Genomic DNA, 8258 nt, shown 5'->3' on the forward strand with positions numbered 1-8258 from the left:
ATGAGAGAAGTAATTTTAGCACAAAATGCTGGTTTTTGTTTTGGAGTAAAAAGAGCAGTTGATGAAGCTATAAAAATACAAAAACAAGAGGGCAGAAGAATATATACTTTAGGTCCATTGATACATAATAATGATGTTGTAAAATTTTTAGAAAAGAATAATATCTATTCTATAAACTTAGAAAATATAGATACTTTAAATAAAGATGATGTTATTGTTATAAGATCTCATGGAGTATCAGAAGAAATACTAAAACTTTTGCAAGAAAATAAGTTAAACGTTAAGGATGCTACTTGTCCGTTTGTAACTAAGATACAAAAAAAGGTAAATAAATATTATAAATTAGGATATAATATAGTAATACTTGGTGACGCTAACCATCCAGAAGTAATAGGAATTAATGGTTGGTGCAATAATAAAGCTATAATTTCTAAAAATGGTAAAATTGAAGGGGATGTACCTGCTAAGGTATGTGTAGTATCACAAACAACAGAAAAAGCAGCTAATTGGGAAACTTTAATCAAAAATATTTCTGCACAGGCTAAAGAAGTTTTAGCTTTTAACACCATATGTGCAGCTACAGATGTGAGACAAAGAAGTACTAATAAATTATCAAAAGAAGTAGAAACTATGGTCGTAATTGGTGGGAAAAATAGCTCTAATACAACTAAGCTATATCAAATTGCTAAACAAAATTGTGATAATACTATACACATAGAAAATGTTAATGAGTTACCTAAAGATTTTATAAATAATAATATAAATAAAGTAGGAATTACAGCTGGTGCGTCTACACCAGATTGGATTATTAAGGAGGTAATTGGAATTATGAGTAATACAGAAAATATTAAAAACGATGATCAATTATCATTAATGAATCAACTTGATAGAAAGTTTGTGATTGGTGATGAGGTAGAAGGAGAAATACTTTTAAAAACAAGAGACACTATTATAGTTTCACTTGTAGGATATAAAATAGATGGGGTTATTCCTTTCAATGAATTAACTTCAAATGAAGATATTGAGAGTATGGTAGAAAGTCTTAATATAGGTGATAGTATAAAATCTAAAGTTATAAAATTACAAAATTCTGATGGATATGTTGTTTTATCAAGACTTGAATATGAAAAAGAAGAGGCCTATAAAGAACTTGATATATTATTTAATGAAAGCAAAACTTTTGAAGTTAAAATTAAAGAGGCTTCAGAAAATGGACTAGTTGCTTATTATAAAGGAATAAGAATATTTATTCCAGCTTCTCAAATAGATGTTAGATTTACTAAAGATAAATCTAAATATATTAATCAAGTATTAGAAGTTAAATTAATTGATTATTCTGCTGAAGAACATAAAAAAGTTATTGCATCTAGAAGAGTTTTATTAGAAGTTCTTAAGGAAACAGAAGAAGAGAAAATTTGGGAAAGTTTAAATGTTGGGGATGTAATTAAAGCTGAAGTTAAGAGATTTACTAATTTTGGTGCATTTTTAGATGTTAATGGAATAGATGGGTTATTACATTTATCTCAAATTTCATGGAATCATGTTAAAAATATAGAAGATATATTGAAAAAAGGTGAAATGCTTGAAGTTAAGATTATAGCTATAGATAAAGAAAATAAGAAATTATCTTTAAGTAGAAAAGAGTTACTTCCAAAACCATGGGAAAATGTAAAAGAAAAGTATCCAGAAGGTTCAATAGTTTTAGGTAAAGTTGTAAGAATAAATGATTTTGGTGCTTTTGTAGAATTAGAACCTGGAGTTGATGGATTAGTTCATATTTCGAAAATTTCATTTAATAGAATATCACATCCATCAGAAGTACTTAGTGTTGGCGAAGAAGTCAAGGCAAAGATATTAGAAGTTGATGAAGAAAATAAAAGAGTAAGCTTAAGCATAAAAGATATTTAACAAAATATGTATAAATAAAAAGAACCTCAATATAATTTATATAGGGGTTCTTTTTACTTTGAAAAAATTAACTTAAAAAAATTAACTTCTGTTAACTAACGGTACTTAATTGACTAAGTATTTTTTTAATACTATACTTTATTTATTAGAAGTGAGGAGTTTTATGTTTATAATAGAAAAGTTATCATTAAAAAATCTAAAATACTTTAAAATACTACAAGAAGAAGCTAATGATAAGTATATTAATAATAAAGATTTTTTTGAATTATATAATGAGCAATCATTTATTGCTAAGTATATGAAAAGAAGAGAAATTAGGTTATTTAAATATGACAACAAATATATAGGTTATTTATGGATTCAATATCCAATAACAGAAGTTATAAAAATTTTATCTTTATATGCAAGTGAAGCTTATATTAATCTTATTTCAAAAGAATTAATTAATATGTTTAAAAATAAAACTTTAAATTTTGACGTAGCAGATAGCAACATAACTTATGATATAATGACTAAATTAAAATTCAGTCCAATAAGAGCTACATCTTTAATGAAAATAAGGACATCCAATTGTAAATTTGATTTTAAGAAAAATATAAACTTTAAAATTTTCACTAAAAGAGAAGATGAAGGTTTAAGATGTTTTATTCAGAATTCTGTGTTTAAAGATAATGATAGAATTCCCTTAGTTCCTTACGATATAAAGCTAGAAGAAGAGGAGGATTATTATATAAATGATTTATGCGTTTTTATAATGATTGGAAATGTAACGATAGGCTATGGACAAGTTATTTCAAAAAAAGACCTTTATACAATAGTTAATGTTGGTATACTAGATGAATATAGAAATAAAGGGTATGGCGAAATGCTTATAAAATATTTAATATATTTATGCTACAAAAAACATATTTCACAGGTTACAATAAATGTTGATGTGAATAATTATAAAGCTTTTAATTTGTATAAAAAAATGGGGTTCGAAGAATACGGAAAAATAACAACATGGAGCAATAGGTTATAAATAAAAAATGCAAACAATTTTTAAATTTATGGGGGATGATTTTAGTGGATAACAAATTAATTTGGAAAAACCATGAGAAAATAGTTTATGGAAGAAAAAGTGATTTTAAAAGTCAATTAGATTTTCTTAATACAGTTAAATATGAACATAAGAAAATGACTAGATATGACTGCTACGTAGATAATATAACATTGAAAGTTTATATTATTACTGAAGAAGGACTAGAAAAAAATACTTTTATTCCAATTTCAAATACAGATATAAATATAGAAACAATGTATTGTGGAAATTTTTATACTATGGAAGGATTAAGTGGTAATTAATTAAGTATTTGATTAAAGAATCATATATTAGATCATGGTCTTTTAATTAATATAATTATTTGTTATAATACAGAGGTATAATTTTTTAAACTTGGAGGAATACTAATGAATTTTAATATAGACGCTTTAAAGACAAATAAAATAGATAAAAAAGAATTCTTCTTTATTGAAACTTGGGGGTGCCAAATGAATGAAGAAGATTCTGAGAAACTTTCAGGAATGCTTAAATCTCAAGGATATGAAGAAACAGAAAATAGAGATGAAGCTTCAATTGTAATTTTCAATACTTGTTGTGTAAGAGAAAATGCAGAAAATAAAGTTTTTGGAAATCTTGGCAGACTAAAAAATCAAAAAGAGAAAAATCCTAATTTAATAATAGCTTTATGTGGTTGTATGATGCAACAAAAGGGGATGGCAGATGAAATTTTAAGTAGATTCCCTTATGTTGATATCATATTTGGAACTCATAATGCATACAAGTTCCCAGAATATTTGCATAGAGTTCAAGTTGAAGGAGTTCAAGTTAAAGAGATTTTTGATAAAGAAACTGAAATTGTAGAAGGGGTTCCAATAGACAGAAAAAGTGACGTAAAAGCTTTTGTTACTATAATGTATGGATGTAATAATTTTTGTACATATTGTGTAGTTCCTTATGTTAGGGGAAGAGAAAGAAGTAGAAAGCCAGAAGATATAGAAAAGGAAATAAAAGAATTAGTGTCTAATGGATATAAAGAAATTACTCTACTTGGACAAAATGTAAACTCTTATGGTAAAGGTCTTGAAGAAGAAATTACTTTTGCACAGCTTTTAAGAAGAATTAATGAAATAGATGGACTTGAGAGATTAAGATTTATGACATCTCACCCTAAAGATTTAACTTTAGATGTAGTTTATGCCATAAGAGATTGTGATAAACTTTGTGAGCAAATACATTTACCTGTACAAAGTGGTAGTAATGAAATATTACAAAAAATGAATAGACATTATAATAAAGAACAGTATTTAGAATTAGCTAAAAAAATAAGAAAAGAAATTCCAGATGTAACATTCTCAACAGATATAATAGTTGGATTTCCTGGAGAAACTGAAGAAGATTTTCAAGAAACACTTAATTTAGTAAAAGAAGTTAAATATGATGCTGCATTTACATTCATATACTCAAGAAGAAATCATACACCAGCGGATAAGATGGAAAATCAAATTCCTGATGATATTAAACATGATAGATTCAATAGACTTGTGGCAACTGTTAATGAAGGTATTGTTGCTGGAAACAAGGCAGCAGAAGGAAAGATATATGAAGTTTTAGTTGAAGGAACTAGTAAGAACAATGAAAACAAATTAACTGGTAGAACAAGAAATGCTAAGCTTGTAAACTTTGATGGTTGTAAAGAAATGATAGGAAAGCTTGTTAATGTGAAAATAATTGAAGCTAAGTCATTTTCTTTAGTAGGAGAAGTTGTAGAGTAGGAAAGTAGAGTTGTTATATAAACTGTATTAGGATTAATAGATATTTATCTTAATGCAGTTTATTATTATTTTTGGTAATATAATAATCTAAAAGATTCTATAAGTACTCATAAAACAATAAAAGATTATTTAATTGCTTAGTAGATTTTTTTTAGCATGTGGTCAAAAGATAGATATGTGTAAAAAAAATTACAGTTCCACAATAATCATTTTGTCGATTTTTTATAAAGGTGCCATTTTCATAGCTACAGAACATGTGTTCTATAATCGTGAAAATGGCATTTTTATAATAGATTTACATTAAATAAACACAATAAACCTCAAATATTGATAATTATCAATATATAATTAACAGGATCATCTTATCTATTAATATAATTTATTTAATTAAATCTATAAATGTACAATTCAGTATATTTTCTAATTGTTTTGGATTCATTTCAATTTGAGATCCAATTTTACCACCACTAAATACTATTGTTCCACAATTCAAAGCGGTATTATGAATAAAAGTTTTAAATGCTTTCTTCATTCCGATAGGAGAGCATCCTCCTCTTATATATCCTGTAATTTTATTAATATCTTTAACATGTATCATTTCAATACTTTTTTCAGATGCGGCTTTTGCAGCTTTTTTCATATCTAATTCTTGTGCAACTGGAATAACATATACATAAAATTCTTTAGAATGTCCTTGAGTGACCAAAGTTTTAAAAACTTCATTTTCATCCTTATTTATTTTATGAGCAACAGCTACACCATCTATTTTTCCATCTTTATTTTGATAGTTATAAGTGGTATATTCTATTTTACTGCTGTCTAAAATTCTCATAGCATTAGTTTTACTTTCTTTTGCCATAATTTTTTCCTCCTGTTATATAAATAAAATATTACTGAATAAAAATCATTAGACCATATCTATCAATTTTTATTTAATTCATCTACCTATTAATTTTATATAAAAAATTCTAAGTAAATACATATATATTATATATTATATTGTATTTTTGTCCAATTTTTCATTCTACTTCTATTTTTAAAATAGAATTTGAAAAACAACAAAAAGTGTAATTCCTAGAATAAAGGAAAATTCAAATTCAATTTTTGATACAAATTCAATATTATAATATGTGTAAAACTTTATATTTTAAGGAAAATCAAAGAGAATTCTAGTGATTAGTTTACTAAATAACAATCATTAAAAATTTAATTATTTTTACAATTTAAGGAATAAAATTATTCATGGATAATAATTCTTATCTAAATGAAAATACAAGACTGATAAATATCCATAAAATTAAAAGTATATAATTTAGCTTATTGGTTAATAATTTAAGTTAGATGGATAATTAAATCGCAAAATTAAATTTATATTTTAATAAGCATTAAATCTAAAACCAAGATTAAAATTTCAAATAAATCAATTTTAATGCTAAAAATCGCTTAATTTTATTTCGGGAAATATACATTTCCCGAAATAATTGATTAAAAATTCATTTATTGGTATAATATATTTAAATCTTATGAAAATAGATTTAAATTATAATAAATGATGGTGATAAAATATATGAATTATGATATTGATTTTTTTCAAAACAACGACTTACCTAATTCGGTAATAGATTTTTTAAATTACTTAGAAACCATAAAAAATAAATCTACAAATACAATTGCTGCATACAAAAAAGATTTAACTATCTTTTTTAAATTCATGAAATTATATCGAGGACTTATTAAAGATAAAAATATAGAATTCGAAGAAATAGATATTAGAGATATTGATGATGATTTTTTAAAAGGTATAAAGCTTAGAGATCTATATGCCTTTATGTCTTTCATTGAAAAATATAGAAATAATAGCGCTTATGCAAGAGCTAGAAAAGTTGCTACTTTAAAATCTTTTTTTAAGTTTTTACAAGGAAAAGCTAAAATAATTGTGGACAACCCTACAACAGAGCTAGAATCCCCTAAGATAAATAAACGACACCCTGTATATCTTACATTAGATCAAAGCATACATTTACTTGGATCTTTAGATAAAAATGATAAAAATTACGCTCGAGATTATTGTATATTAACTTTATTTTTAAATTGTGGAATGCGTCTTTCAGAATTGTGTGGAATATTAATTGAAAAAATTAGAAATGATATTTTAACTATTATAGGTAAAGGTAATAAAGAACGTACAGTTTATTTAAATGATGCTTGCTTAAAAGCAATTGAAAATTATATGGTGGTTAGGGATGATTCTAAAGCTTTGCCAGAATACAAAAAGTTTTTATTCTTATCTTCTCACAATAAACCAATAAATCAAAGAACAGTTGAGATAATGATTAAAAAACATGTAAAAAATGCAGGGTTAACAGATGAAAAATATACTCCTCATAAATTGAGACATACTGCTGCTACACTTATGTATAAGTATGGAGATGTGGATATAAGAAGTCTTCAAAATATATTAGGCCATGAAAATATTTCCACTACTCAAATTTACACTCATGTAGATGATGATACATTAAGAGATGCCGTAAAATCAAATCCACTATCAAAATTATAAAGAATTCTCTCCTACTTTATAAAAAATCTCTATTATTATAGTCTAAAAATATAATAATAGAGATTTTAAAAATATAAGTAAATTACTTTACATAATATTTATACTGTAATTTATATTTATTATCTTATAGGATTTCCTAAGGTTTCTTTAAATTGAGCAACATAGGTTGGATCATTACCTTCATATACAACCAAAGTATTCCCTTTTTTATAATAATTAGGTTTAGTTTTGTAATCTACAGTGGCCCCTTCTATTTTCATTCCATCATCAGATATCCTTTTTATATCTTCATCAATTTTATTAGAATCATCATATTCATAAACTCTAACATAATCATTTCCGACCATGTAGTCAGTTTCTGTTCCACTAAAATAATCTTTTTTACTTCCATTTACTGCATCTTTAAGTTCATTACCAGCATTTACTACATCATCTTTAAAGTTTATTGCTGTATATTTTATGGTTTCCCCAGCATCTTTTGTTGCATCTTTAACGTTATTACCTAAATCCTTAACATCTTCTTTAACATTTTCTCCTGCTTCTTTCATGTTTGTTTTAGAATCATCAGAATTATTAGATCCACATCCTATAAACATTGAACATGATAGCAATGTAGCCAATAGTAAGGCTAAAATTGATTTTCTTTTCATAAATCTTACACCTCATTTCTAATTAATCTTCTAATTTAGTTTGCCAAAAAACACTTAATATATTCACATTCGTTAAAACCGCTATTTTTTTAAACATAATAAACATTATGTAAACTAATATAAATAAAAAGATGAAATAACTCATAATACAAAGCCATTTCATCCGGTACGATTTTAAATGAATAAATTTCCAAACAATTTATTAAAGTGATACTCTTGCAGCACTTTTAATGCTATTACATGTTTTTATTATTCATAGACTTATATAAACAATATTGCTAATAATAAAATTAATTTTTTCATAAAAATTATCTTTCTTTTTCACAACT

General features: G+C 25.1%; 7 protein-coding genes. 5 read left to right on the plus strand and 2 right to left on the minus strand.

The genetic code is table 11. The annotated features are described in order from the left end of the window. The 4 genes from NG918_RS02515 to miaB all read left to right on the plus strand — a co-directional run bounded on the left by NG918_RS02515 (position 1) and on the right by miaB (position 4722). The gene (locus tag NG918_RS02515; RefSeq protein WP_252212270.1) at positions 1 to 1908 is read left to right on the plus strand and encodes a bifunctional 4-hydroxy-3-methylbut-2-enyl diphosphate reductase/30S ribosomal protein S1; all 1908 of its coding nucleotides are present in this window, start codon (positions 1 to 3) and stop codon (positions 1906 to 1908) included. A 163-nt stretch (positions 1909 to 2071) separates the two neighbouring features. Then, positions 2072 to 2929, plus strand: coding sequence for a GNAT family N-acetyltransferase (locus tag NG918_RS02520; RefSeq protein WP_252212269.1), 858 nt, complete (start codon positions 2072 to 2074; stop codon positions 2927 to 2929). A gap of 35 nt (positions 2930 to 2964) precedes the next feature. Beyond that, complete coding sequence (locus tag NG918_RS02525; RefSeq protein WP_252212268.1) at positions 2965 to 3252, plus strand: hypothetical protein; 288 nt, start codon at positions 2965 to 2967, stop codon at positions 3250 to 3252. A 105-nt stretch (positions 3253 to 3357) separates the two neighbouring features. Continuing rightward, positions 3358 to 4722: a tRNA (N6-isopentenyl adenosine(37)-C2)-methylthiotransferase MiaB gene (miaB, locus tag NG918_RS02530; RefSeq protein WP_252212267.1), complete on the plus strand. Its 1365-nt coding sequence runs from the start codon at positions 3358 to 3360 to the stop codon at positions 4720 to 4722. A 379-nt stretch (positions 4723 to 5101) separates the two neighbouring features. On the opposite strand, the gene ybaK is transcribed toward miaB, so the two are convergent. Further along, positions 5102 to 5581, minus strand: coding sequence for a Cys-tRNA(Pro) deacylase (gene ybaK / locus NG918_RS02535; RefSeq protein ID WP_252212266.1), 480 nt, complete (start codon positions 5579 to 5581; stop codon positions 5102 to 5104). A gap of 708 nt (positions 5582 to 6289) precedes the next feature. On the opposite strand from ybaK, the gene NG918_RS02540 reads away from it, so the two are divergent. Next, positions 6290 to 7279 carry a tyrosine recombinase XerC gene (locus tag NG918_RS02540; RefSeq protein WP_252212265.1) on the plus strand — a complete coding sequence of 330 codons (990 nt, stop codon included), beginning with the start codon at positions 6290 to 6292 and terminating at the stop codon, positions 7277 to 7279. Between the two features lie 119 nt (positions 7280 to 7398). On the opposite strand, the gene NG918_RS02545 is transcribed toward NG918_RS02540, so the two are convergent. Further along, a complete protein-coding gene (locus tag NG918_RS02545) occupies positions 7399 to 7929 on the minus strand; it encodes a YtxH domain-containing protein (RefSeq protein WP_252224362.1) in 531 nt (176 codons plus the stop codon). Positions 7930 to 8258 lie beyond the last annotated feature (329 nt).

The organism is Clostridium sp. ZBS2, from assembly GCF_023845855.1.
In the GTDB taxonomy this organism is placed as follows: domain Bacteria; phylum Bacillota; class Clostridia; order Clostridiales; family Clostridiaceae; genus Clostridium; species Clostridium aquiflavi.